The organism is Pseudomonas xantholysinigenes (genome assembly GCF_014268885.2).
Taxonomy (GTDB): domain Bacteria; phylum Pseudomonadota; class Gammaproteobacteria; order Pseudomonadales; family Pseudomonadaceae; genus Aquipseudomonas; species Aquipseudomonas xantholysinigenes.
Genome location: NZ_CP077095.1, coordinates 5362354 through 5387782, shown reverse-complemented (window position 1 = coordinate 5387782; position 25429 = coordinate 5362354). Strand labels below are relative to the sequence as shown.

Below are 25429 nucleotides of genomic sequence, written 5' to 3'. Positions count from 1 at the left end.
CCGCGCGGTTGCCGGTCAGTCCTGGGCGGCGGCGGTGCCGAGGAACTTGCGTAGGAACTGCCGGGTGCGTTCTTCCTTAGGGTTGGCGAACAATGCTTTGGCCTCGCCTTGCTCGACGATCACCCCCTTGTCGAAGAAGATCACCCGGTTGGCCACGTCGCGGGCGAAGCTCATCTCGTGGGTGACGATGATCATCGTGCGCTTTTCCTCGGCCAGGCCGCGGATGGTCGCCAGCACTTCGCCCACCAGCTCGGGGTCGAGCGCCGAGGTGGGTTCGTCGAACAGGATCACCTCCGGCTCCATGGCCAGGGCGCGGGCGATGGCCACCCGCTGCTGCTGCCCGCCGGACAGGCGCCGCGGGTAGGCGTCTTCCTTGCCTGCCAGGCCGACCTTGGCCAGCAGTCGCTTGCCCAGTTCGATGGCCTTGTCCCGCGGGGTCTTCTTGACGATCACCGGCCCTTCGATGACGTTCTCCAGGGCGGTGCGGTGAGGGAACAGGTTGAAGTTCTGGAACACGAAGCCGGCCTGTTGGCGCAGGCGGCGAATCGCGCCTTGCTGGCTTCCCAGCGGGCGGTTGGCATCGATGCTGATGTCGCCGATCTGGATCCGCCCGGCGTCGGGTGTCTCCAGCAGGTTCAGGCAACGCAGGAAGGTGGTCTTGCCCGAGCCGCTGGGGCCGATGATGGCCACTACCTCGCCGGCCTGCACGGTCAGGTCGATGCCGTTGAGCACGGTGTGGCCCTTGAACTGCTTGGTCAGGCCTTGTACTTCGATCATCTCAGTGCTCCTGGTCGTGCTGGTTGACTCGCGCTTCCATGCGGTTCTGGAAGTGCGCCAGGATGCTGCAGAGAATCCAGTAGATCACGGCGACAGCCAGGTACATGGTAAAGACTTCGAAGGTCCGCGCGGTGATCAACTGCGCCTGGCGGAACAGCTCGGGCACCTGGATGGTCGCCGCCAGGGCGGTGTCCTTGACCAGCGAGATGAAGCTGTTGCCCAGCGGCGGCAGGGCGGTGCGCAAGGCTTGCGGCAGGATCGCCCGGCGCATGGCCTGGGTCCGGGTCATGCCGATGCTGGCGGCGGCTTCCCACTGGCCACGATCGATCGAAGAGATCGCCGCGCGGAGGATTTCGCAGATGTACGCCGCCATGTTCAGCGACAGACCGATCAGCGACGCCGGGATCGGATCGAGTTCGATGCCGATCTGTGGCAAGCCGAAGTAGATCACGAACAGCTGCACCAGCAGCGGCGTGCCGCGGAAGAACGACACATAGATGCGCGCGAGCCAGTCCAGCGGCAGGATCTTCGACAGACGCATCAGCGCCAGGGCAAAGCCCAGCACCAGGCCAAAGAACATGCCGCCGACGCTGAGCAGCACGGTATAACCCGCGCCCTTGAGCAGGAAGGGCGCGGAATCGACAACGAGTTGCAGGCTTTCAGCGATCATTTGGTGACATCGGCACCGAAGTACTTCTCGGACAGCTTGGCCAGCGTGCCGTCGGCCTTGAGCTTGTCGATGGCCTTGTTCAGCGCCTCGAGCAGCTCTGGTTCACCCTTGCGCAGGGCCACGCCCGATTCCAGCTTGGAGAATTTCTCGCCGGCAAGCGCGGTTGGCTTCTTGTCCTTGGCGGTTTTCTGCACGTATTCGAGCGCGGCCAGGCGGTCGATCAGGATGGCGTCGATACGGCCGTTGCGCAGGTCGGCGAATTTGGTCGGATCGTCTTCGTAGGTGCGGACATCGGCGGTCGGCACGTCCTGTTTCACCCATTGCTCGTAGTTGGTGCCCAGGCCGACGCCGACCTTCTTGCCGCCGAGGTCCGCGGCGGTCTTGATGTTCTTCTCGTTGTCGCTGCCCTTGAGCACCAGGGCCTGGATGCCGGAAACGGTGTAGGGCTCGGAGAAGTCGTACTTCTTCTTGCGCTCCTCGGAGATGGTCACCTGGTTGATCACCACGTCCAGGCGCTTGGACTCCAGGGCGGCGAGGATGCCGTCCCACTTGGTCGGCTGGACCTTGGCCTTGACCCCCAGCTCCTTGGCCAGCAGCTCGGACAGTTCGACCTCGAAGCCGGTCAGCTTGCCGTTTTCATCCTGGAAGCTGAACGGTGGATAAGTGCCTTCCAGGCCGACGTTGAGCACGCCTTTTTCCTGGATGGTCTTCAGTTGCTCGCCGGCGAAGGCCTGGCCGAGCAGACCGGTGCCGAGCAGCAGCGCCAGGCTGGCATTGAGAAGGGGTTTGGTGAATTTGGTCATGGCATGCCCCGCGCTTGTTGTGGAAGTAGTGAGGTGGCGACTATAGAGGTGAGCTTTATAGGTCTGGAAATAATAAAAAATCAGGTTGTTATTCCTGTTTTTACTTTTCAGGGGCTTATGCCCGACTTAGCTCAGGATGGAATAAAGCGTTGTTTTTTCCAAGAGGTGAATTTGACGTATTGTGGATCGCATCTATCCCGTATTGGCCTTTTCGCGGGCAAGCCCGCTCCCTCAGGTGCAGCACCAAGCCTGTGGGAGCGGGCTTGCCCGCGAAGACGCCGGAACAGGCAATAACAAGGCAGATGGCCTACTCGGCAGGAGAAACACCGTGAGCGAACAACCATCAACCGGGCAATGGCAGTTGCAGGGCATCGTCAACGGCCTGCGCAGCGCCCGCGAGCAGTGGCGCAGCAGCAATGGCCGCAGCAGTGGCGAGCAGGGCGGGCGCGAGCTGCCGTCGCGCGAGGCGCTGCGGCAGATTCTCGAGCAGCTGTGCGGGGCGTTGTTCCCCATGCGCCTGGGCCCGGTGGACCTGCGCGAGGAAAGCGAAGACTTCTACGTCGGCCACACCCTCGACGCCGCGCTCACCGCGCTGCTGGCCCAGGCCCGCCTGGAGCTGCGCTACGCCGCGCGCCACGGCAAGACCGACATCACCGATGTCGATGCCCACGCCCTGCGCCTGATCCAGGACTTCGCCGCGGCCCTGCCGGCCTTGCGCGTGCTACTGGACACCGACGTGCTGGCTGCCTACCACGGTGACCCGGCGGCGCGCAGCGTCGACGAGGTGTTGCTGTGCTATCCGGGCATCCTCGCCATCATCCACCATCGCCTGGCCCATCATCTGTATTGCGCCGGGCTGCCACTGTTGGCGCGGATCAGCTCGGAACTGGCGCATTCGGCCACTGGTATCGACATCCACCCGGGCGCGCAGATCGGCCCGAGCTTCTTCATCGACCATGGCACCGGCGTGGTGATTGGCGAGACCGCGATCATTGGTGAGCGAGTGCGTATCTACCAGGCCGTGACCCTGGGCGCCAAGCGCTTCCCCAGCGACGAGTCGGGCACGCTGCACAAGGGCCTGGCGCGTCACCCGATCGTCGAGGACGATGTGGTGATCTACGCCGGCGCGACCATCCTCGGGCGCATCACCATCGGCAAGGGCTCGACCATCGGCGGCAACGTCTGGCTGACCCGTGGTGTGCCGGCCGAGAGCAACATTACCCAGGCTAACTTGCAGCTGGATTGCCAGGACAAGAACTAACCCTGTCCCGGCCTTTTCGCGGGTAAACCCGCTCCCACAGGCATGGCGCAGAATCGTCTGACAGCGCGATCCTGTGGGAGCGGGTTTACCCGCGAAGGCACCGCCGCCGATGCCCCGCCCAGCGGCATCGGGTCGCATTGAAACTCGATCCATGTTTAACTTGAACGCTTGTTCAACGAAAAACGCTGGTCCATTGCCGGTGTTCAAAAGGAGGAATTGCCTTTGCTGAACCCGTTCAATCCGAACCTCACGTCCTTCGACGAGGTGCCCGTTCAATGAGTGCACCGACCCCCGACCTTGCCAATGGCAAGATCCGCATGAACCCCCCCGTGTTCTACTTCGCGGCAAGTTTCATCCTCCTTTTCGGCCTGGTGGTCATCGCCTTCCCACAAGCGGCGGGTGAATGGTTGCTGGCGGCGCAGAACTGGGCGGCCAACACGGTCGGCTGGTACTACATGCTGGCCATGACCCTGTACCTGGTCTTCGTGGTGGTCACCGCCTTGTCTGGCTACGGCAAGATCAAGCTCGGTGCCGACCACGACGAACCCGAGTTCAGTTACCTGTCCTGGGCCGGCATGCTGTTCGCCGCCGGCATCAGCATCACGCTGTTCTTCTTCTGCGTCTCCGAGCCTCTGACCCACATGCTGCAGCCGCCGCAAGGCGAGGCGGGCACGGCCGAGGCCGGGCGCCAGGCGATGCAGATCCTGTTCCTGCACTGGGGCCTGCATGGCTGGGGCGTGTTCGCCTTCGTCGGCATGGCGCTGGCCTACTTCGCCTACCGCCACAACCTGCCGCTGGCCCTGCGCTCGGCGCTGTACCCGCTGATCGGCAAGCGCATCAACGGCCCGATCGGCTACGCGGTGGACGGCTTCGGCATCATCGCCACGGTGTTCGGCCTGGGCGCCGACATGGGCTTTGGCGTACTGCACCTGAATGCCGGCCTCGACTACCTGTTCGGCATCAGCCACAGCCAGTGGATCCAGGTGATCCTCATTACCCTGATGATGGGCGCGGCGGTGGCGGTGGCGGTCGCCGGGGTAGAGAAGGGCGTGCGGGTGATGAGCGACATCAACCTGTTCCTGGCCTGCGCGCTGCTGCTGTTCGTACTGTTCGCCGGGCCTACCCAGCATCTGTTCAATACCCTGATCCAGAACCTGGGCGACTACCTCGGCGCCTTGCCGCGCAAGAGCTTCGATGTCTACGCCTACGGCGAGCAACGCGACTGGCTGGGCGGCTGGACGGTGTTCTACTGGGCCTGGTGGATTGCCTGGGCGCCGTTCGTGGGGCTGTTCATCGCGCGCATTTCGCGTGGGCGCACCATCCGCGAGTTCGTCTTTGGCGTGTTGCTGATCCCGCTGGGCTTCACCCTGGCGTGGATGTCGATCTTCGGCAACAGCGCCCTGGACCAGGTGATCAACCACGGCATGACCGCCCTCGGCCAGTCGGCCATCGACAACCCGTCGATGAGCCTGTACCTGCTGCTGGAGACCTACCCGTGGAGCAAGACGGTGATCGCCGTGACGGTGTTCATCAGCTTCGTGTTCTTCGTCACCTCGGCCGACTCCGGCACCGTGGTGCTGTCGACGCTGTCGGCCAAGGGCGGTGGCGCCGACGAGGACGGGCCGAACTGGCTGCGCATCTTCTGGGGCGCGATGACCGCGCTGATCACCAGCGGGTTGTTGTTCGCCGGCAGCATCGATTCGCTGAAGTCGGCGGTGGTGCTGACCTCGCTGCCGTTCTCGCTGATCCTGCTGTGCATGATGTGGGGGCTGCACAAGGCCTTCTACCTCGAGTCGCAGCGGCAGATCGCGCAGATGCATTCGCTGGCGCCGTTCGCCCAGTCCCGACGTGGTCGTGGAGGCTGGCGCCAGCGCCTGAGCCAGGCGGTGCACTTCCCGTCACGCGATGAGGTGTACCGCTTCATGGACGATGTAGTGCGCCCGGCGATCGCCGACGTGCGTGAAGTGTTCGAGCAGAAGGGCCTGGTGCTGATCACCCAGGACGACCCGAGCCACGACAACGTCAGCCTGAAGATCGGCCATGGCGAGGAACAGCCGTTCATCTACCAGGTGCAGATGCGCGGGTATTTCACCCCCTCGTTCGCCTTGGGTGGGCTGGGCACGCAGGAGTTGAAGAACCGCCGCTATTACCGGGCGGAGGTGCATTTGTCCGAGGGTAGCCAGAACTACGACCTGGTCGGCTACAGCAAGGAGCAGATCATCAACGACATCCTCGACCAGTACGAGCGGCACATGCAGTTCCTGCATCTGGTGAGGTAAGCCTGTTCCGGCCTCTTCGCGGGACAAGCCCGCTCCTACAAGGGTTACGCGATCCCTGTAGGAGCGGGCTTGTCCCGCGAAGAGGCCCGCACAGGAAACCTCAGAACGGCGCATCCCCCAGGATGGTTGCCCGGTGCATCACCCGCCGGTTCGGCCGGTAGTCATCCACGGCAAAGTGTTGGGTCACGCGGTTGTCCCAGAACGCCACGTCGTTTTCCTGCCAGCGCCAGCGAATGCTGAACTCCGGCCGCGTGGCATGGGCGAACAGCAGCTTGAGCAGCGCCTCGCTTTCCAGCTCGCTCAGCTCGTTGATCCGCGTGGTGAACCCTTCATTGACGAACAACGCCTTGCGTCCGCTCACCGGGTGGCTGCGCACCACCGGGTGCGACAGCGGTGGGTTGTTGCGCCGGGTCGCCTCCCAGCGCGCCAGGTCCTCGGGGGTGGTGCCGAAGCGCTCCAGCGGGAACGACTTGGTGAAGTCATGGGTGGCGGTCAAACCGTCCAGCATCTTGCGCAGCGGCGCCGACAGCGCCTCGAACGCGGCGATGCCGCTGGCCCACAGGGTATCGCCGCCAAAGGCCGGCAGTTGCTTGGCGCTGAGCACCGCGCCCAGTGCTGGGGTCGGCAGGAAGGTGACATCGGTGTGCCACACGGCGTTGTCGCGTACATCGGTGACCGCGGTGTCGAGCACCAGCACCTGCGGGGTGTCCGGCACGTTGGGGTAGATCGGGTGGATGTGCAGGTCGCCAAAGCGCGCGGCGAAGCGGGCTTGCTGCTCGGGGGTGAGCGGTTGGTCGCGGAAGAACAGCACCTGATGCTCGAGCAGCGCCTGCTCGATGGCGTCACGCTGTTCGGCGGTGATTTCGCGGCTGATGTCCACGCCGCTGATCTGGGCGCCCAGGGCCGGGCTCAAGGGGGTAACGGTCAGGCTCATGTGTTTTCTCGTTCCAGGTGCCGGGGTGCCGGCGTGGTCATTCGGCGTTTCAGTGGCTCTGCCCGTGCCAGGGCACCAGCTTGCGTTGCAGGGCGCGCAGGCCCATCTCCAGGGCGAAGGCGATCAGGGCGATCAGCAGGATCCCCAGCACCACCACGTCGGTGACCAGGAACTGCGCCGCCGACTGCACCATGAAGCCCAGGCCGCTGGTGGCGGCGATCAGCTCGGCGGCGACCAGGGTCGACCAGCCGACGCCCAGGCCAATGCGGATGCCGGTGAGGATGTCGGGCAGGGCGCTGGGCAGGATCACGTGGCGGACCAACTGCGCCTTGCTCGCACCCAGCGACTGGGCGGCGCGCAGCTTGGCCGGGTCGACGGTGCGCACGCCGGTGGCGGTGGCAATGGCGATCGGGGCGAAGATCGCCAGGTAGATCAGCAGCACCTTGGACAGCTCGCCGATACCGCACCAGATCACGATCAACGGCAGGTAGGCCAGGGGCGGGATCGGCCGGTAGAACTCGATCAGCGGATCGAGGATGCCCTGGGCCACGCGGTTATAGCCGATGGCCAGGCCCACCGGGATGGCGGTCAGGGTCGCGGCGAGCAACGCCAGGCCAATGCGCCCGAGGCTGGCGCCCAGGTGCTGCCATAGGCTGGCATCCATGTAGCCTTGGGTCAGCAAGGTCCAGCCTTTGGCGACGATGTCGGCGGGGGCGGGCAGGAACAGTGGCTCGACCCAGCCGGCGGCGGTCACCAGCCACCAGGCCAGCAGCAGGGTGGCCAGGGTCAGGGCGCTGATCCAGCGCGTGGGCAATGGCCGGCGAGGCTTGGCCGCCGCAGGGTTGGCGGGGCGCTTGGTGGCGACCGGCAGGTCCAGGCTGCTCATGCGGATGCCTCCTGTCGTGTGGCTTGGCGTTGGGAGAACACCCGCGCCAGCACATGTTCGCGGGTCTCGATGAAGCGGGGATCGGACTTGATCGCCCGGGCCGACTCACCGGCGGCATAGCGCTGGCCGAAGTCCAGTTGCAAGCGCTCGACCACCCGTCCCGGATTGGGCGCCAGCAGCACCAGCTCGGTGGCGAGGAACACCGCTTCTTCAATGTCGTGGGTGATCAGGAACACCGGCTTGGCGGTGCGCTGCCAGACCTGCAGCAGCAGTTCCTGCATCTGCTCACGGGTGAAGGCGTCGAGGGCGCCGAACGGCTCGTCCATCAGCAGCACCCGTGGGTCGGCGGCCAGCGCCCGGGCCAGGCCCACGCGTTGTTTCTGGCCACCGGACAATTGCCAGATGCGCCGTTCGCCGAAGCCGGCGAGGTCGACCAGCGCCAGCATCTCACGGGCCTTGGCTTCGCGCAGCGGGCGCGGCACGCCGGCCAGGGCCAGGCCAAAGGCGACGTTGCCGAGCACATCCTGCCAGGGCAGCAGGGCGTCGTCCTGGAACACCACGCCGCGTTCGGCGCCCGGGCCTTGCACCGGCACGCCGTCGAGGCTGATGTGCCCGCCGCTGGGGGCGACGAAGCCGGCGATCAGGTTGAGCAGCGAGGTCTTGCCGCTACCGGAAGGGCCGAGGGCCACCAGCAGTTGGCGCGGACCCAGGCTCAGGTTGATGTCGGCCAGCACCGGGGTGCTGGCGCCGGGGTACTGTGCGCTGATGCGCTCCAGCTCGAGCAAGGCCATGACGGGCTCCGGGCGGTATCAGTTGGGGAGGTACTGGGCGCTGACGTACGGCGAGTAGTCCGGCAGTACCGCGTCGACCTTGCCTTGTTGCTTGAGGAAGGTCGCGGTGTCGGTCAGCGCCTGGGTGGTCGGCGCGCCGAGGGCGCTGGCCTGGTCGGCGGCCAATGGGTAGACGTTGCCCTGCAGCAGCACCGGGATGTCAGTGGGCTTGGCCCCGGACAGCTTGGCCAGCTTGGCGACGTTGTCCTTGTCGGCCAGCCAGGCCTGCGGGTCCTTGCGGTAGTCGGCGTAGGCGTCAAGGGTGACCTTGGCGAACGACTTGACGATCTCTGGGTGCTTGGCGGCGAAGTCCTTGCGCACGATCCAGGCATCGAAGGTCGGTGCGCCCTTGCTTGCCAGCTCGCCTGAGGTGATCAGTACCTTGCCGTTTTCCTTGGCCACGCCCAGGGCCGGGTCCCAGACATAGGTGGCGTCGATGTCGCTGCGCTTCCAGGCAGCGATGATCGCCGGCGGCGCGAGGTTGAGGATTTGCACTTTGGCCGGGTCGATGTTCCAGCTCTTCAGCGCGGCCAGCAGGCTGTAGTGGCCGGTGGAAACGAATGGCACGGCGACCTTCTTGCCGACCAGGTCCTGCGGGGTCTTGATGCTGTCGCGGGCGACCAGCGCTTCGCCGGCGCCGATCTGGGTGGCGATCAGGAAGGTTTCCACCGGCAGCTTGCGGGTGGCGGCGGCGGCCAGCGGGCTGGAGCCGAGGTAACCGATCTGCACGTCGCCGCTGGCCACGGCGGTGATCACATCGGCGCCGTTGTCGAATTTGCGCCAGTCGATGCTGGCCTGGCTGGCTTTTTCATAGGCGCCGTCGACCTGGGCGACCTTGGCCGGGTCGACGGTGGTCTGGTAGGCCACGGTCAGGTCGGCGGCCTGGGCCGCCCAGCTGGCGCTGGCGAGGGTCAGGGCGGCGAACAGGCGCAGCGGAGCGTGCGGGATCATGGTTGAACCTCTCGTCAGGCATTCGGGGAATGGATGGCGAGAAGCCTAAGTGATCTAAGAAACTTAAAATAAATAACCTTTTTGCATTAGCTTAGTCGGAGCTGGCCTTGCCGGTGAGCAGCGACACCGTTGGTTTGTGGCGAACACCGTGGCGGCTGCGTCGCCAGCCAGCCTGGCTCCTATTGGGTGGGGGGGCTGGGTGGCGTAATCGCAAGGGGCTGCTAGCCTTTTTCGGTTCCGCTTGCCGGTCACCGGTTTGCCCACCGGCAAACGTTTGCAAATAACCTAAAGGTATGATTGACGTCGTCGATACAACTTTTGGCAGTAAAGGTTCCAAAGTTATTCCGTAAAAATCTTACCGATTCATAAAACGGTCATTTTGGATTTATAGGATTGTCATTATCCTGTAGCGCAGGACGCGGTCTTAGACGAAAGTCGCGAATCGACCCTTGAGGGTTGACTTGGCGGTCACGCTTTGGTGCTAAATCGCCGATCCGGGTGAGTGGGGCAGCAGATCCCACCACTTGAGACGCACAAAAATTAGAACGTAGAGGAGCAAAACATGTACAAGTCCAGCCTGGCCCTGGCCGTGGCACTGGGGGTAATCGCCCAACAAGCAGGCGCTGCAGGGTTCATCGAGGACAGCAAGCTGTCCGTGAGCTCGCGCACCATGTACTTCAACAACGACAACCGTGAAGCGCATGGCAGCAAGCCACGCCCTGACGTGCGTGAGTCGGGTCAAGGCTTCAAGCTTGACTACATCTCCGGCTTCACCCAAGGCACCGTTGGCTTTGGTGTCGATGCCCAGGCCCTGTGGGGCATCCACCTGGATGGCGGCAAAGGCTACCACCAGGATGGCAGTACCTTCATGCCAAGCGAAAGCAATGGTTCCTCCGTGGCCCAGTGGGCCCGTTTCGGTGCCAATGCCAAAGCACGCTTCTCCAAGACCGAGGTTCACTACGGCAGCGCGCTGGCGCCGAACCTGCCGATCCTGGTGTCCAACGATGGTCGTCTGCTGCCACAAACCTTCGAGGGTGGCACCCTGCAGACCAAAGAGATCGATAATCTCACCATCAACGCCGGTCAGCTGACCCATGCCATGGGTCGTGCCTCGAGCAACCGTACCGGCCTGGCCGTTTCCGGTAACGGCGCGTTCCGCGACAGCAACAAGTTCCAGTTCGCCGGTGGCGACTGGAAGGTCACCAAAGACCTGACCCTGCAGTACTACTACTCGAACCTGGAAGACTACTACAAGCAGCACTTCCTGGGCCTGACCCACGTTTACCAGATCGACCAGAACCAATCGTTCAAGACCGACCTGCGCTACTTCGACAGCAGCAAGGACGGCAAGAACGGTGAGACCGGCTACGCCTTCGGCAACAACGGCGGTTACGCCAAGCATGCCGGCGAAGTCGACAACAAGACCTGGTCGGCGATGTTCACCTATACCCTGGGTAGCCACGCGCTGATGCTGGGCCACCAGCAGATCAGCGATGACGGCGGCTTCGTCTGGCTGAACCAGGGCAACGTGCGCAAGGACGGCTTGAACTCCCCGCTGGAAGGTAACGGCGGCGCGAGCTTCTACCTGTTCACCGACAGCATGATCAACCAGTTCGCCAAGGCCGGTGAAAACACCACCTTCGGTCAGTACTCCTACGACTTCGCTGGCCTGGGTGTTCCGGGCCTGAAGGCATCCGTTGCCTACCTGCGTGGTGAAGACGGCCGTGCCACCAATGGCCATGGCACCTTCAGCGAGTGGGAACGCGATGCGCGTATCGACTACGTCCTGCAGGGCGGCGCCCTCAAAGGCCTGGGCTTCAGCCTGCGCCAGGGTGTCTACCGTGGTACCGGTTCGGGCTCCGCTGCCGACCAGGACCAGACTCGCTTCATCGTCAACTACACTTACGCCTTCATGTAAGTCGTAGCGCTACGCAAGAAAGCCTCGCCTGATGCGAGGCTTTTTTGTGCCTGCGCATTCGTATTCGTTCTGGTTATAAATAAATCGATATTTATTCTTTTTGTTTTTATATGGAAGCAGGCACATTGAACCCACAAGGCCAGACACAGCACAGGAGCCGCTTCCATGAGCCTCAAACTCGGCGACATCGCCCCCGATTTCGAACAGGATTCCAGCGCCGGCAAGATCCGTTTCCACGAATGGCTGGGCAACAGCTGGGGCGTGCTGTTCTCCCATCCGGCCGACTTCACCCCGGTGTGCACCACCGAGCTGGGCCTGACCGCCAAGCTCAAGGACGAATTCGCCAAGCGCGGGGTCAAGGCCATCGCCCTGTCGGTCGACCCGGTGGACTCGCACCACAAGTGGATCGATGACATCAACGAGACCCAGAACACCGTGGTCAACTTCCCGATCATCGCTGATGCCGATCGCAAGGTCTCCGACCTGTACGACCTGATCCATCCGAATGCCAGCGATACCCTCACGGTGCGCTCGCTGTTCGTCATCGACCCGAACAAGAAGGTGCGCCTGACCATCACCTATCCGGCCAGTACCGGGCGCAACTTCAACGAGATCCTGCGGGTGATCGACTCGCTGCAGCTGACCGACAACCACAAGGTCGCCACCCCCGCCAACTGGCAGGATGGCGACGAGGTGGTGATCGTGCCGTCGCTCAAGGACGAGGACGAAATCAAGCAGCGCTTCCCGAAAGGTTACCGGGCGGTCAAACCCTACCTGCGCCTGACCCCGCAGCCCAACCGCTGATGAATTCCTCGTTGCATTGTTCTTAGCCAAGCAGGGATCTTCGGGCCGTTTCGACGGCCCTTTTTTATGCCTGGCAGAAAGCTACGCATATCCCCTGCAGGAGCGGCCTTGTGTCGCGAAAGGGGTGCACAGCACCCCCAGGATCTCAGCATCAATGCACCTATCGCCGGGGCCGCTTTGCGGCCCTTTCCGGCCGGTCCGACGCCTCGGCAAGGCCGCTCAGAGATAAATCTGAATATCTCTTTATGGAATAAATAAATACGAAAATATGATTTATAGATATATATGACGAACTGTTAATGTCATTCCCATCCAGCGGGGCCAACCCCTCGCGGCCCTGAATTGATTCGAAGGAAGCGCTTTCAATGCTGGTTGTATCTGTCGGTGGTAGCCCCAGTCTTCGTTCCCGCTCCGGCGTGCTGCTGGAACACTCGCGCGATTGGCTGCAACAGCGCGGTGTCGAGGTGGTGACCTTCCAGGTGCGGGAATTCCCCGCCGAGGACCTGCTGCACGCACGCTTCGACAGCCCGCAGGTGCGTCACTTCAACGAACTGGTGGCCCAGGCCGACGGCCTGCTGGTCGCCACTCCGGTGTACAAGGCATCGTTTGCTGGTGCCCTGAAGACCCTGCTCGACCTGCTGCCCGAGCGGGCCCTGGAACACAAGGTGGTGTTGCCGATCGCCAGCGGCGGCAGCATCGCCCACATGCTCGCGGTGGACTACGCCCTCAAGCCGGTGCTGGCGGCGCTCAAGGCGCAGGAGACCCTGCAAGGGATCTTCGCCGACGACAGCCAGATCGCCTATGCCGACGGCGACCGCCCGGCGCGCCTGGACCCGGCGCTGGAGCAACGCCTGCTGGACGCACTGGACACCTTCCACGGTGCCCTGGCGCGGCGGCCTCGGCCCGTTGCGCCAGGCCTGCTCAACGAACGCCTGCTCAGTGCCCGCTGGAGCATCTGAGCCACCGCTACCGTTTCATCGCTGTTCCCACCTTACTCGCCCGCCAACGAGGCAAGCAGGTGCTACCCGAACCCACTCGCACAGGAGAGCGCCATGCGCACAGTCTTCTTGCGTCGCGGTCTGGTCGCCCTGTTCGCGGCGGCTGTATCGTTCGGCGCCATCACCCAGGCCCAGGCTGAGAGCCTGCGCATCGGTTACCAGAAATACGGCACCCTGGTGCTGCTCAAGGCCAAGGGCTCGCTGGAGAAGCGCCTGGCCGAGCAGGGCATCCAGGTGCAATGGACCGAGTTCCCCGGCGGCCCGCAACTGCTCGAAGGATTGAACGTCGGCTCGATCGACTTCGGCGTCACCGGCGAGACCCCGCCGGTGTTCGCCCAGGCCGCCGGCGCCGACCTGCTGTATGTCGCCTATGAGCCACCCGCCCCGCACAGCGAGGCGATCCTGGTGCCCAAGGGCTCGCCGATCCAGTCGGTCAAGGAACTCAAGGGCAAGAAGGTCGCCCTCAACAAAGGCTCCAACGTGCATTACCTGCTGGTCCGCGCCCTGGAAGACGCCGGCCTCAAGTACAGCGATATCCAGCCGGTCTACCTGCCCCCGGCCGACGCTCGCGCTGCCTTCGAGCGCGGCAGCGTGGATGCCTGGGTGATCTGGGATCCCTACCAGGCCGCGGCCGAGCAACAGCTGCAGGCTCGCACCCTGCGCGACGGCAAGGACCTGGTCGACAACCATCAGTTCTACCTCGCCACTCGCAGCTATGCGACCCAGCACCCGGCGGTGATCAACACCCTGGTCGAGGAAGTGCGCGCGGTGGGCGAATGGTCCCAGGCCAACCCGCAGCAGGTCACCGACCAGGTCGCGCCGCTGCTCGGCCTGCCCGCCGACATCACTCTCACCTCGGTCAAGCGCCAGGGCTACGGCGCCGCGCCGCTGACCCCGGAGGTGGTCGCCGCGCAGCAGAAGATCGCCGACACCTTCCAGGCCCTGAAGCTGATTCCCAAACCCTTGAGCATCAAGGACGTGATCTGGACACCCCCGGCCAAGGTCGCCAGCGCGCCTTGAACGATTCGCCTGCGCCGGGGCGTCGCCCCGGCCCTCGCCACCCCTGAGGAGACAACTCCAATGAGCCTGAACATCTTCTGGTTCCTTCCTACCCACGGTGACGGCAAGTACCTGGGCACCACCGAAGGCGCCCGCGCCGTCGACCACGGTTACCTGACGCAGATCGCCCAGGCCGCCGACCGCCTCGGCTTTGGCGGCGTGCTGATCCCCACTGGGCGCTCATGCGAGGACTCCTGGCTGGTCGCCGCCTCGCTGATCCCCGTGACTGAGCGCCTGAAGTTCCTGGTGGCGCTGCGCCCGGGGATCATCTCGCCGACCGTCGCCGCGCGCCAGGCCGCCACCCTGGACCGCCTGTCCAATGGCCGCGCGCTGTTCAACCTGGTCACCGGCGGCGACCCGGACGAACTGGCGGGCGATGGCCTGCACCTGAACCACCAGGAGCGCTACGAAGCCTCGGTGGAGTTCACCCGCATCTGGCGCAAGGTGCTCGAAGGCGAGGTGGTCGACTACGACGGCAAGCACATCCAGGTGAAGGGCGCCAAGCTGCTCTATCCGCCGATCCAGCAGCCACGCCCGCCGCTGTACTTCGGTGGTTCGTCCGAGGCCGCCCAGGACTTGGCCGCCGAGCAGGTCGAGCTGTACCTGACCTGGGGCGAGCCGCCGGCCGCCGTGGCCGAGAAGATCGCCCAGGTGCGCGAGAAAGCCGCGGCCCAGGGCCGTGAAGTGCGCTTCGGCATTCGCCTGCACGTGATCGTGCGGGAAACCAACGACGAAGCCTGGACCGCCGCCGACAAGCTGATTTCGCACCTGGACGACGACACCATCGCCCGTGCCCAGGCCTCGCTGGCGCGTTTCGACTCGGTTGGCCAGCAGCGCATGGCCGCGCTGCATGGCGGCAAGCGCGACAAGCTGGAGGTCGCGCCGAACCTGTGGGCTGGCGTCGGCCTGGTGCGTGGCGGGGCCGGCACCGCGCTGGTGGGCGATGGCCCGACCGTCGCCGCCCGGGTCAAGGAATACGCGGCACTGGGCATCGACACCTTCATCTTCTCCGGCTATCCCCACCTCGAGGAGTCGTACCGCGTCGCCGAACTGCTGTTCCCGCATCTGGACGTGCAGCGCCCGGAGCAGGCGCAGACCGGTGGTTACGTCAGCCCGTTCGGGGAAATGGTGGCCAACGACATCCTGCCCAAGTCCGTGGCGCAGAGCTGAGGGCCCGGCCATGAGTCATGCACCCTCAAGCACCTGGCGCCAACGCTTGGCCCCCTGGGCCCTGCCGGTGCTGCTGCTGGCCGTGTGGCAGCTGGCGGTCAGCGCCGGCTGGCTGTCGACGCGCATTCTGCCGGCGCCGAGCGCGGTGGTCGCGGCCGGCGTCGAGCTGGTGCGCAGCGGCGAAATCTGGACCCACCTGGCCATCAGTGGCTGGCGCGCCGGCCTGGGCTTCGTCATTGGCGGCGCCATCGGCCTGGTGCTGGGCTTCGTCACCGGCCTGTCGAACTGGGGCGAGCGCCTGCTCGACAGCTCGGTGCAGATGATCCGCAACGTGCCGCACCTGGCACTGATCCCGCTGGTGATCCTGTGGTTCGGCATCGACGAGTCGGCGAAGATCTTCCTGGTGGCGCTGGGGACGTTGTTCCCCATCTACCTCAACACCTACCACGGCATCCGCAACGTCGACCCGGCGCTGGTGGAGATGGCGCGCAGCTATGGGCTGTCGGGCTTCGCGCTATTTAGCCAGGTGATCCTGCCGGGCGCCTTGCCCTCGATCCTGGTCGGCGTGCGCTTCGCCCTGGGCTTCATGTGGCTGACCCTGATCGTCGCCGAGACCATCTCGGCCAATGCTGGCATCGGCTACCTGGCGATGAACGCCCGGGAGTTCCTGCAGACCGACGTGGTGGTGCTGGCGATCGTGCTGTACGCCGTGCTCGGCAAGCTTGCCGACCTGGCGGCTCGTGGCCTTGAGCGCGTGTGGCTGCGCTGGCACCCGGCGTACCAGGTGGCCAGGAAGGAGGGCGCATGATGACCGTGCTCAAGGAACGGCCGCCGCGCCTGCTGCCCGGCATCCCGCTCGCGGCCAATGGTCTGCGGCGCACCTTTGGCCAGCGTGAAGTGCTGCGCGGCATCGACCTGCACATTCCGGCTGGCCAGTTCGTCGCCATCGTCGGCCGCAGCGGTTGCGGTAAAAGCACCTTGCTGCGCCTGTTGGCCGGGCTCGACCAGCCCAGTGCCGGCGAGCTGCTGGCCGGCGCCGCGCCGTTGGCCGAGGCTCGTGAAGACACCCGGCTGATGTTCCAGGACGCGCGCCTGCTGCCCTGGAAGAAAGTCATCGACAACGTCGGCCTGGGCTTGACCGGCAATTGGCGCCGGCGCGCCCTGGAGGCCCTGGAGGCGGTCGGCCTGGCCGAGCGCGCCCACGAATGGCCGGCGGCGCTTTCCGGTGGCCAGAAACAGCGGGTGGCCCTGGCCCGCGCGCTGATCCACCAGCCGCGTCTGTTGTTGTTGGACGAGCCATTGGGCGCGCTGGATGCACTGACCCGTATCGAGATGCAGCAACTGATCGAGCGCCTGTGGCGCCAGCATGGCTTCACCGTGCTGCTGGTCACCCACGACGTCAGCGAAGCCGTTGCCGTGGCCGACCGGGTGATCCTGATCGAGGACGGCGCCGTCGGCCTGGACCTGGCGGTCGACCTGCCACGACCGCGGGTGCGCGGTTCGCACCGCCTGGCGGCGCTGGAAAGCGAAGTGCTCAACCGTGTCCTGTCCGTGCCGGGCACCCCGCCCGAACCGGAACCTGTAGCCCCTTTGCCCACGCAGTTGCGTTGGGCCCATTGAACCTACGAAGACCGCAAAAGGAATAACGCCATGACCATCAAAGCCATCAACGTTCGCAACCAGTTCAAAGGCACCGTGAAAGAAATCCTCGAAGGCCCGGTGCTGTCGGAAATCGACGTGCAGACCGCCTCCGGCATCGTCACCTCGGTGATCACCACCCGTTCCGTGCGCGAGCTGGAATTGCAAGTCGGCAGCGAGGTGATCGCCTTCGTCAAATCGACCGAGGTCTCCATCGCCAAGCTGTGAAGGCCATGTTTGTCGGGCTGCCGACGTCCACGAGGTATTGCTATCGCGTGAGCGTCGGCAGGCCTTTGCAACATCTGGTAACTGCGTCGCAGATGAGCGGGAAAATGGGATTCACTACCATTTACACCTTTGAAATCAGCGAGGAGTACTCCCGATGTTGCCCCGCAAGCCTCTTCTGGCCGCCCTGGCCCTCACATTGTTCGGTGGCACCGCCCAGGCGGCGGACGAAGTGGTGGTGTATTCCTCGCGCATCGACGAGCTGATCAAGCCGGTGTTCGACGCCTACACCGCCAAGACCGGCGTCAAGATCAAGTTCATCACCGACAAGGAAGCGCCCTTGATGCAGCGCATCAAGGCCGAAGGGCAGAACGGCGTGGCCGACCTGCTGCTGACCGTCGATGCCGGCAACCTCTGGCAGGCCGAGCAGATGGGCATCCTGCAGCCGATCAAGTCGACGGTCATCGACCAGAACATCCCCGCGCAGTACCGCGCCTCGTCCCATGACTGGACCGGCCTGAGCCTGCGCGCGCGGACCATCGCCTACTCCACCGATCGGGTCAAACCCGAAGAGCTGAGCACCTACGAGGCCTTGGCCGACAAGCACTGGGAAGGCCGCCTGTGCCTGCGCACGGCGAAAAAAGTCTACAACCAGTCGTTGACCGCCACCCTGATCGAGAACCACGGCGAGGCCGAGACCGAGAAGCTGATCAAGGGCTGGGTCAACAACCTGTCCACCGATGTGTTCTCCGACGACACCGCGGTACTCCAGGCCATCGCTGCCGGCCAGTGCGACGTGGGCATCGTCAACACCTACTACTACGGCCGCCTGCACAAGGACAAACCCGACCTGCCGGTGAAGCTGTTCTGGCCCAACCAGGCTGACCGTGGCGTGCACGTGAACCTGTCGGGCATCGGCCTGACCAAGCATGCACCGCATCCGGAAGCGGCGAAGAAGCTGGTGGAGTGGATGACCGGCGAAGAAGCGCAGAAGCTGTTCGCCGATATCAACCAGGAATTCCCGGCCAACCCGAAGGTGAAACCGTCCGCGGAAGTGGCGGCCTGGGGCAGCTTCAAGGCCGACAGCATCCCGGTGGAAGTGGCTGGCAAGCGCCAGGCCGAGGCCATTCGCCTGATGGACCGGGCTGGCTGGAACTGAGTTTCAGCGCTTATCCTTGCGGGGCCCTCAAGGGCCCCTTCGCGGCTAAAGCCGCTCCCACAGGTTCTGCGCTGCCTGGCAGGTTGGCGCGATCCCTGTGGGAGCGGCTTTAGCCGCGAACGACCGCACAGCGGTCGCCACCTGCAACCGAGACTCCTGCATTGCCCCACACCCCCCAACGCCGCTGGTACCTGCCAGTCTCCCTGACCGCCGCCCTGGTCCTGCTCCCACTGAGCGTCCTGCTGCTGTCCTGGCAATCGGTCGACACACAGATCTGGTCGCACCTGCTCGACACCCAGATGAGCCGCCTGCTGGGCAATACCCTCACGCTGGTGCTGGGGGTGGGCGTCGGCGTGACCGTGCTGGGGGTGAGCCTGGCCTGGCTCACCAGCCTCTGCGAGTTCCCAGGCCGGCGCTGGCTGGATTGGGCGTTGATGCTGCCGTTCGCCATCCCCGCCTATGTGCTGGCATTCGTCTTCGTCGGCCTGCTGGACTTTGCCGGCCCGGTGCAGACCTCGCTGCGCGAGGCCTTCGGCCCGATGCGCCTGCCGCGGGTGCGCTCCACCGGCGGGGTGATCACGGTGTTGGTGCTGGTGTTCTACCCCTATGTCTACCTGCTGGCGCGCAGCGCTTTCCTGGCCCAGGGCAAGGGCCTGATGGAAGCGGCGCGGGTCCTGGGTTTGTCGCCTTTGCAGGCGTTCTGGCGGGTGGCGCTGCCGATGGCACGACCGGCCATCGGTGCGGGTATCGCCTTGGCGCTGATGGAGACCCTGGCCGATTTCGGGGCGGTGGCAGTGTTCAATTTCGACACCTTCACCACCGCGATCTACAAGACCTGGTACGGCTTCTTCAGCCTGTCCAGCGCGGCGCAGCTGGCCAGCCTGCTGCTGCTGGCGGTGATGCTGGTGCTGTACGGCGAGCGGCGCGCCCGTGGCGCCAGCCGCAGCGCCAACGAGCGCCCGCGCGGGCAGGCGCTGTACCACCTGCGTGGGCTCAAGGCGTTGGCGGCCAGTGGCTGGTGCCTGCTGGTATTCGCTTGCGCTTTCGTGATCCCGATGCTGCAGTTGCTCGCGTGGTGCTGGCAGCGCGGCCGGCATGACCTGGACGAGCGTTATCTCGGGTTGGTCATGCATACCCTCTACCTGGGCGCCATGGCCGCGTTGATCACGGTCTGCGTGGCATTGCTGCTGGCCTTCGCCCGGCGCCAGGCGCCGACCGGGGGTATTCGTGCCGGGGTTGGCCTGGCCAACCTGGGCTACGCGTTGCCTGGCTCGGTGCTGGCGGTGTCGATCATGCTGGCGTTCAGCTACCTGGACAACCAGCTGGTGATTCCGCTGTCGCAATGGCTGGGCGGCGCAGGCAAGCCGCTGTTGCTGGGCAGCCTGTCGGCCTTGCTGCTGGCGTACCTGGTGCGCTTCATTGCCGTGGCCTATGGTCCGCTGGAAAGCAGCCTGGAGCGGATCCGCCCGTCTCTGCCGGAGGCCTCGCGCAGCCTTGGGGTCGCCGGCCCACGATTGTTTTTCAAGGTGTATCTGCCGTTGCTGGTGCCCGGTGCTCTCAGCGCCGCCTTGCTGGTGTTCGTCGACGTGCTCAAGGAAATGCCGGCGACCTTGCTGATGCGACCGTTTGGCTGGGACACCCTGGCCGTGCGCGTGTTCGAGATGACCAGCGAGGGCGAATGGGCGCGTGCTTCATTGCCGGCGCTGACCCTGGTGCTGGTTGGCCTGCTACCGGTGATCGGCCTGATTCGCCGTTCGGCGCAACGTCCGGGGCAACCGCGCTGAGGGTGCCACGCGGCGCCCTTGCGGCTACAATGCGCGGCATTCGCAGCGACGGGTCCTACAAAAACAGGTGATGCTTGAACATCGCCGACCGCCGCCGCCTCGCCACGCCCGGAAGGAGAAACCCATGGGACAGCGTACGCCTCTGTATGACCTGCACCTGGCGCTTGGCGCCAAGACGGTCGATTTCGGCGGATGGGACATGCCCCTGCACTATGGCTCGCAAGTCGAGGAGCACCACCAGGTGCGCAGTGACTGCGGGGTATTCGATGTCTCCCACATGACCGTCATCGACATCGATGGCTGTGCCGCCACTGCGTGGCTGCAACACCTGCTGGCCAACGATGTGACGCGCCTGGAAAGCCCCGGCAAAGCCCTCTACAGCCCGCTGCTCAACGACGCGGGTGGGGTCATCGACGACCTGATCGCCTACCGCACCGAAGACGGCTACCGCCTGGTGGCCAACGCCGCCACCCGCGACAAGGTGCTGGCCTGGCTGCGGGTACGCAGCGAAGGTTTCAAGGCCGATTTCAAGCACCGCCCAGAGCTGGCGATCCTCGCCATCCAGGGCCCGCATGCCCGGGACAAGGTCGCTGCGCTGGTCAGTGCGCCGCGCGCCGCGCTGATTCGCGAACTGCGCCCGTTCGAAGGGATGGCCGAAGGTGACTGGTTCATCGGACGCACCGGCTATACCGGCGAGGATGGCCTGGAAATCATGCTGCCGGCCGAGCAAGCCCCGGCGTTCTTCAACGACCTGGTCGGCGCCGGCATCGCCCCAAGCGGCCTGGGCGCCCGTGACACCCTGCGCCTGGAGGCCGGCATGAACCTGTACGGCCAGGACATCGATGAAGCCCATACCCCGCTGACCTCCAACCTGGGCTGGAGCGTCGCCTGGGAGCCGGCCGCTCGCGAATTCATCGGACGTGCCGGGCTGCTGGCGGAAATCGAGCAGGGCGTGAAGGAAAAACTGGTCGGCCTGGTGCTCGAGGAGCGCGGCGTGTTGCGTGCCCACCAGGTGGTCCGTGTATCCGGGATTGGCGAAGGGGAGATCACCAGTGGTAGTTTCTCGCCTACGCTGAGCAAGTCCATTGCCCTGGCACGGGTGCCCATGGCCACCGGCGATCGCGCCGAGGTGGAGATCCGTGGCAAGTGGTACCCGGTGCGGGTGGTCAAGCCGACCTTCGTGCGCCATGGCAAGATCCTGATCTGAATACTTAACGGCGGGCCGACCGCTGACCCATTACGAGGAATACAAGACAATGAGCCAAATCCCCGCCGACCTGCGTTTTGCCGAAAGCCACGAGTGGGCCCGCCTGGAAGCCGATGGCACGGTGACCGTGGGCATCAGCGACCATGCCCAGGAGGCGCTGGGTGATGTGGTGTTCGTCGAACTGGCCGAAGTCGGCAAGGTGTTCGCCGCCGGCGACGCCGCTGGCGTGGTGGAGTCGGTGAAGGCTGCCTCGGATATCTACGCGCCGGTTGGCGGTGAAGTGATCGCCGTCAACGAAGAGCTGACCGACAGCCCGGAGCTGCTCAACGAAGGACCCTATGATTCGTGGATCTTCAAGCTCAAGCCAAGCGACAAGTCCGAGCTGGACAAGCTGCTGGATGCCGCTGGTTACGCAGCCCTGATCGGCGAGTGACAGGAACGGCCTCATCGCGGGGCAAGCCCGCTCCCACGACGCCATGACCATGTGCTCCATGCGTGGGAGCGGGCTTGCCCCGCGATGAGGCCTGCACGGCCAATGCAATAATCCCCGCACATTCGGCAATCCTTCCTAGACTTGTAAGTCTCCATGAGAACTGGTCCAGGAAGAGATGATCGCCATGTCCCAGTCGCCATCCCTGCGTCAGCTGCAAGAGAGCAACCCCTTCCTGCGTCGCCACCTGGGGCCTGATGCCCAGGAGCAGCAGGCCATGCTCGAGGCCCTCGGCATCGCCAGTCGCGACGAACTGATCGAGCAGACGGTGCCTCCGGGCATTCGCTTCAACCGCCTGCTCGACCTACCTCCGGCCCTCGACGAACAGGCCGCGCTGGCCAAGCTCGCCGGCTATGCCGCGCAGAACCAGCTGTGGACCAGCCTGATCGGCATGGGCTACCACGCCACCATTACGCCCACGGTCATCCTGCGCAATGTACTGGAGAATCCAGGCTGGTACACCGCCTACACGCCCTACCAACCCGAGATCGCCCAGGGGCGTCTGGAGGCCTTGCTGAACTTCCAGCAGATGGTCATCGACCTCACCGGCCTGGCCCTGGCCAACGCCTCGCTGCTCGACGAAGCCACCGCCGCCGCCGAGGCGATGGCCCTGGCCAAACGGGTGGCGCGCAACAAGAGCAACGCCTTCTTCGCCGACGAGCACTGCCATCCACAGACACTGTCGGTGCTCAAAACCCGCGCTGAAGGGTTCGGTTTCGAGTTGATCGTCGATGCTGTGGATAACCTTGCCAAGCACTCGGTGTTCGGGGCCTTGCTGCAATACCCAGACACCCACGGCGAGGTGCGTGACCTGCGCCCGCTGATCGACCAGTTGCATGCTCAGCAAGCCCTGGCCTGCGTGGCTGCCGATATTCTCAGCCTGGTGGTGCTGGCGCCGCCGGGCGAACTGGGTGCCGACGTGGTGCTCGGCTCGACCCAGCGTTTTGGCGTGCCCATGGGCTTCGGCGGCCCGCACGCGGCCTACTTTGCCTGCCGCGACGAGTACAAGCGGGCCATGCCCGGACGCATCATCGGCGTGTCCCGCGACGCCCGTGGCAACACCGCCCTGCGCATGGCCCTGCAGACCCGCGAGCAGCATATTCGCCGTGAGAAGGCCAACTCCAACATCTGCACCGCCCAGGTGCTGCTGGCCAACATGGCCGGCTTCTATGCCGTGTATCACGGCCCCGAGGGCTTGCAGCGCATCGCCCAGCGCGTGCACCGATTGACCTTCGTCCTCGCCGCCGGGCTCGAGGCCAAGGGCATCAAACGCCTCAACCAGCACTTCTTCGACACCCTGACCCTGGACGTCGGCGGCACCCAGGCGGCGATCCTGGAAAGCGCCGAGCACGCCCGCATCAACTTGCGCATCCTCGGCCGTGGTCACCTGGGCGTGAGCCTGGACGAGACCTGTGACGAGGCCACCGTGCTCAAGCTGTTCGACATCTTCCTCGGTGTCGATCACGGCCTGGACATCGCCAGCCTCGACCAGCTGGCGCTGCCCGAGGGTATCCCCGGCACCCTGGTGCGGCGTTCGCCGATCCTGCAGCACCCGGTGTTCAACCTGCATCACAGCGAAACCGAGATGCTGCGCTACCTCAAGCAGCTGGAGAACAAGGACCTGGCGCTCAACCAGTCGATGATCCCGCTGGGTTCCTGCACCATGAAGCTCAACGCCAGCAGCGAGATGATCCCCATCACCTGGCCCGAGTTCGCCCAGCCGCATCCATTCGCCCCGGCGGCGCAGGTGCAGGGCTATAAGGCGATGATCGACGAGCTGGAAACCTGGTTGTGCGCCATCACTGGCTTCGATGCCATCTGCATGCAACCGAACTCCGGCGCCCAGGGCGAGTACGCCGGGCTGATGGCGATCACCCGCTACCATCGCAGCCGCCACCAGCCTGGACGCACGCTCTGTCTCATCCCGTCGTCGGCCCATGGCACCAACCCGGCGTCGGCGCAGATGGCCGGCATGGAGGTGGTGATCGTCGAGTGCGACGAGGCGGGCAACGTCGACCTCGATGACCTTAAGGCCAAGGCGCGTCAGGCTGGCGAGCGCCTTTCCTGCCTGATGATCACCTACCCGTCGACCCACGGCGTGTACGAGGAAGGTATTCGCGAAATCTGCGAGGTGGTGCACCAGCACGGCGGCCAGGTGTACATGGACGGCGCCAACCTCAATGCCCAGGTGGGGCTGGCGCGGCCAGCGGATATCGGCGCCGACGTTTCCCACATGAACCTGCACAAGACCTTCTGCATTCCCCACGGTGGCGGTGGCCCGGGCATGGGGCCGATCGGTATCCGCGCCCACCTCAAGCCGTTCGTCGCCAGCCACCCGGTGGTGCCGGTGCCGGGGCTCGATCCGAACAACAGTGCCGTCAGCGCCGCGCCCTGGGGCAGTGCGAGCATCTTGCCGATCAGCTGGATGTACATCGCCATGATGGGGCCGCAATTGGCCGATGCCAGCGAGGTGGCGATCCTCTCGGCGAACTACCTGGCCAGCCAGCTGCGTGACGCGTACCCGGTGCTCTACCGCGGGCGTAACCAGCGGGTGGCCCATGAATGCATACTCGATTTGCGTCCGCTCAAGGCGTTGACCGGGATCACCGAGGAGGATGTGGCCAAGCGCCTGATGGACTATGGCTTCCATGCCCCGACCATGTCGTTCCCAGTGCCGGGCACGCTGATGGTGGAGCCTACCGAGAGCGAGTCGAAGGCCGAGCTGGACCGTTTCGTCGAGGCGATGCTGGCGATCCGCGCGGAAATCGCCGCCGTGCAGGAGGGCAGTTGGCCGGCCGAGGACAACCCGCTCAAGCATGCGCCGCATACACTGGCCGACGTGCTGGCGCCCTGGACCCGGCCCTATGCGCTCGAGCAGGGCATTGCCCCCAGTGCGCACACGCGTCAGCACAAATACTGGCCGGCGGTGAACCGGGTCGACAACGTGTATGGGGACCGTAACCTGTTCTGTGCGTGCGTGCCGCTGGAGGCGTATCGCTGAGGCTCACTCCCACAGGATTGGGCAAAATCTCAAGCTTGCGCTGTACCTGTGGGCGCAACTGTCTTGCTCGACTGCTAAAGCTAGAGCGATCCCTGTGGGAGCGGCTTTAGCCGCGAACACCGGCGCAGCCGGTGCCAGGCACCGCGTCGCTTACTTCGTGGCGGTGCGGCGGTCCGACAAGCCCGCACCCACAGGATTTGAAATCCCGCGCAATCGCCGTGGGCGCTGGACGGTTACTGCGCTACTGCATTCTTGGCGAGGATCGCGTTGGCCAGTTCCATGTCGCTGGCCTGGATGCCTGGGTTGTCGGCGCGCACCTGGCGCATCGCGGCCTCCAGGAACGGACCCCGAATCGCGCCGTCACTGGCGACGAAGCTGCCAGCATCGTCCTGGGCGGCGACGATCAGTTTGTGGTCCTTGAAGGTCAGATAGGTCGAGGCGGTGGTGGCACCGGAGGAGATGATGTTGCGCCAGAACGTGTCGGCCATGGCGGAGCCCAGGGGCAGCGACAACAGGACGGTGGCTGCGATGGCTGTTTTGAAACGCATGATGTATCACCTCGGTGGATGAGGGCGGTTGAGATGC

At 64.9% G+C, this 25429-nt stretch carries 23 protein-coding genes; 15 read left to right on the top strand and 8 right to left on the bottom strand.

From position 1 onward, the window contains the following. Positions 1 to 15: 15 nt before the first annotated feature. The 3 genes from tcyN to tcyJ are packed head-to-tail and all read right to left on the bottom strand — an operon-like array spanning position 16 to position 2250. A complete protein-coding gene (tcyN, locus tag HU772_RS23955) occupies positions 16 to 777 on the bottom strand; it encodes an L-cystine ABC transporter ATP-binding protein TcyN (protein WP_186660590.1) in 762 nt (253 codons plus the stop codon). Between the two features lies 1 nt (position 778). Continuing rightward, complete coding sequence (gene tcyL / locus HU772_RS23950; protein WP_186660591.1) at positions 779 to 1447, bottom strand: cystine ABC transporter permease; 669 nt, start codon at positions 1445 to 1447, stop codon at positions 779 to 781. After that, on the bottom strand, positions 1444 to 2250 hold the full coding sequence (tcyJ, locus tag HU772_RS23945) for a cystine ABC transporter substrate-binding protein (protein WP_186660592.1): 807 nt from the start codon (positions 2248 to 2250) through the stop codon (positions 1444 to 1446). Before tcyJ ends, tcyL begins: the two co-directional genes overlap by 4 nt. A gap of 328 nt (positions 2251 to 2578) precedes the next feature. Between tcyJ and epsC the strand changes: the two genes are divergently transcribed. Together epsC and betT are read left to right on the top strand one after the other, a co-directional pair. Continuing rightward, the gene (gene epsC / locus HU772_RS23940) at positions 2579 to 3511 is read left to right on the top strand and encodes a serine O-acetyltransferase EpsC (RefSeq protein ID WP_186660593.1); all 933 of its coding nucleotides are present in this window, start codon (positions 2579 to 2581) and stop codon (positions 3509 to 3511) included. Positions 3512 to 3828: 317 nt separating this feature from the next. Next, complete coding sequence (gene betT, locus HU772_RS23935; RefSeq protein WP_186660696.1) at positions 3829 to 5790, top strand: choline transporter BetT; 1962 nt, start codon at positions 3829 to 3831, stop codon at positions 5788 to 5790. Between the two features lie 100 nt (positions 5791 to 5890). Here betT and tauD read toward each other — a convergent pair whose 3' ends face one another. Genes tauD through tauA form a run of 4 tightly spaced genes read right to left on the bottom strand, consistent with a single transcriptional unit; the run spans position 5891 to position 9391 of the window. Further along, on the bottom strand, positions 5891 to 6724 hold the full coding sequence (tauD, locus tag HU772_RS23930; protein ID WP_186660594.1) for a taurine dioxygenase: 834 nt from the start codon (positions 6722 to 6724) through the stop codon (positions 5891 to 5893). A 49-nt stretch (positions 6725 to 6773) separates the two neighbouring features. After that, complete coding sequence (gene tauC, locus HU772_RS23925) at positions 6774 to 7610, bottom strand: taurine ABC transporter permease TauC (RefSeq protein ID WP_186660596.1); 837 nt, start codon at positions 7608 to 7610, stop codon at positions 6774 to 6776. Next, the gene (gene tauB, locus HU772_RS23920; protein ID WP_186660598.1) at positions 7607 to 8401 is read right to left on the bottom strand and encodes a taurine ABC transporter ATP-binding subunit; all 795 of its coding nucleotides are present in this window, start codon (positions 8399 to 8401) and stop codon (positions 7607 to 7609) included. Before tauB ends, tauC begins: the two co-directional genes overlap by 4 nt. Before the next feature lie 18 nt (positions 8402 to 8419). Then, positions 8420 to 9391 (bottom strand): taurine ABC transporter substrate-binding protein, encoded by a 972-nt coding sequence (tauA, locus tag HU772_RS23915; RefSeq protein ID WP_186660599.1) that lies wholly within the window; start codon positions 9389 to 9391, stop codon positions 8420 to 8422. A gap of 562 nt (positions 9392 to 9953) precedes the next feature. Between tauA and HU772_RS23910 the strand changes: the two genes are divergently transcribed. The 13 genes from HU772_RS23910 to gcvP all read left to right on the top strand — a co-directional run bounded on the left by HU772_RS23910 (position 9954) and on the right by gcvP (position 24844). Then, positions 9954 to 11309 (top strand): OprD family porin, encoded by a 1356-nt coding sequence (locus HU772_RS23910; protein ID WP_186660601.1) that lies wholly within the window; start codon positions 9954 to 9956, stop codon positions 11307 to 11309. A gap of 165 nt (positions 11310 to 11474) precedes the next feature. Next, entirely contained in the window at positions 11475 to 12113 is a 639-nt protein-coding gene (locus HU772_RS23905; RefSeq protein WP_186660603.1) for a peroxiredoxin, read from the top strand. A gap of 365 nt (positions 12114 to 12478) precedes the next feature. Next, entirely contained in the window at positions 12479 to 13072 is a 594-nt protein-coding gene (gene ssuE, locus HU772_RS23900; RefSeq protein WP_186660605.1) for an NADPH-dependent FMN reductase, read from the top strand. A gap of 93 nt (positions 13073 to 13165) precedes the next feature. Further along, positions 13166 to 14131, top strand: coding sequence for a sulfonate ABC transporter substrate-binding protein (locus HU772_RS23895; RefSeq protein WP_186660606.1), 966 nt, complete (start codon positions 13166 to 13168; stop codon positions 14129 to 14131). Between the two features lie 60 nt (positions 14132 to 14191). Next, complete coding sequence (ssuD, locus tag HU772_RS23890; protein WP_186660608.1) at positions 14192 to 15340, top strand: FMNH2-dependent alkanesulfonate monooxygenase; 1149 nt, start codon at positions 14192 to 14194, stop codon at positions 15338 to 15340. Between the two features lie 10 nt (positions 15341 to 15350). Continuing rightward, positions 15351 to 16148, top strand: a complete 798-nt coding sequence (gene ssuC, locus HU772_RS23885; RefSeq protein ID WP_186660610.1) for an aliphatic sulfonate ABC transporter permease SsuC — start codon at positions 15351 to 15353, stop codon at positions 16146 to 16148. Continuing rightward, entirely contained in the window at positions 16148 to 16960 is an 813-nt protein-coding gene (gene ssuB, locus HU772_RS23880) for an aliphatic sulfonates ABC transporter ATP-binding protein (protein WP_186660698.1), read from the top strand. Before ssuC ends, ssuB begins: the two co-directional genes overlap by 1 nt. A gap of 30 nt (positions 16961 to 16990) precedes the next feature. Further along, positions 16991 to 17206 (top strand): TOBE domain-containing protein, encoded by a 216-nt coding sequence (locus HU772_RS23875; RefSeq protein WP_003255829.1) that lies wholly within the window; start codon positions 16991 to 16993, stop codon positions 17204 to 17206. Between the two features lie 154 nt (positions 17207 to 17360). Then, positions 17361 to 18362, top strand: coding sequence for an extracellular solute-binding protein (locus HU772_RS23870; protein ID WP_186660612.1), 1002 nt, complete (start codon positions 17361 to 17363; stop codon positions 18360 to 18362). Between the two features lie 161 nt (positions 18363 to 18523). Beyond that, the gene (locus HU772_RS23865) at positions 18524 to 20146 is read left to right on the top strand and encodes an ABC transporter permease (protein WP_186660614.1); all 1623 of its coding nucleotides are present in this window, start codon (positions 18524 to 18526) and stop codon (positions 20144 to 20146) included. Between the two features lie 124 nt (positions 20147 to 20270). Then, positions 20271 to 21353: a glycine cleavage system aminomethyltransferase GcvT gene (gene gcvT, locus HU772_RS23860; RefSeq protein ID WP_186660616.1), complete on the top strand. Its 1083-nt coding sequence runs from the start codon at positions 20271 to 20273 to the stop codon at positions 21351 to 21353. A gap of 49 nt (positions 21354 to 21402) precedes the next feature. Then, positions 21403 to 21786 carry a glycine cleavage system protein GcvH gene (gene gcvH / locus HU772_RS23855; RefSeq protein WP_186660618.1) on the top strand — a complete coding sequence of 128 codons (384 nt, stop codon included), beginning with the start codon at positions 21403 to 21405 and terminating at the stop codon, positions 21784 to 21786. A 184-nt stretch (positions 21787 to 21970) separates the two neighbouring features. Beyond that, on the top strand, positions 21971 to 24844 hold the full coding sequence (gene gcvP, locus HU772_RS23850; protein WP_186660620.1) for an aminomethyl-transferring glycine dehydrogenase: 2874 nt from the start codon (positions 21971 to 21973) through the stop codon (positions 24842 to 24844). Between the two features lie 233 nt (positions 24845 to 25077). On the opposite strand, the gene HU772_RS23845 is transcribed toward gcvP, so the two are convergent. Next, complete coding sequence (locus HU772_RS23845) at positions 25078 to 25392, bottom strand: DUF2388 domain-containing protein (protein WP_186660622.1); 315 nt, start codon at positions 25390 to 25392, stop codon at positions 25078 to 25080. Positions 25393 to 25429: the final 37 nt, after the last annotated feature.